Origin of the sequence: Tatumella sp. JGM130 (assembly GCF_018257525.1) — a bacterium.
In the GTDB taxonomy this organism is placed as follows: Bacteria; Pseudomonadota; Gammaproteobacteria; order Enterobacterales; family Enterobacteriaceae; genus Tatumella; species Tatumella punctata.
The window spans coordinates 1-500 of the sequence record NZ_JAERJS010000099.1 but is presented as its reverse complement, the minus strand read 5'-3'; the positions used below and the strand labels follow the sequence as shown (position 1 = coordinate 500).

Below are 500 nucleotides of genomic sequence, written 5' to 3'. Positions count from 1 at the left end.
ATCTATGCCGCCTGGGATGCCAAAGCCGCCGGTCAGAAAAAAGAACAGGACTGGGACAGCAAATTTGCCGCTTACCGTCAGGCATTCCCTGAGCTGGCGAAAGAGTTTATCCGCCGTACCTCAGAACAGCTGCCGGAAAACTGGCAGGCAGAATCACAGAAGTATATCGAACAGCTGCAGGCTAACCCGGCGAATATTGCCAGCCGTAAAGCGTCGCAGAATGCTATCGAAACCTTTGGTAAGTTGCTGCCGGAATACCTGGGCGGTTCAGCTGACCTGGCACCAAGTAACCTGACCATGTGGTCCGGCTCAACACCGATCAACGAAGATGCGGCCGGTAACTACATCCATTACGGTGTCCGTGAATTCGGTATGACGGCTATCGCCAATGGCCTGGCACTGCACGGGGGGTTCCTGCCGTACACTGCAACTTTCCTGATGTTTGTCGAATATGCGCGTAATGCCGCACGTATGGCCGCACTGATGAAAATCCGTCAGAT

Annotated in this window: 1 pseudogene; it reads left to right on the top strand. The window is 54.0% G+C overall.

Annotated elements, in window-relative coordinates:
* Positions 1–500 (top strand): annotated as a pseudogene (locus JK211_RS16845) (transketolase); the annotation flags it as partial.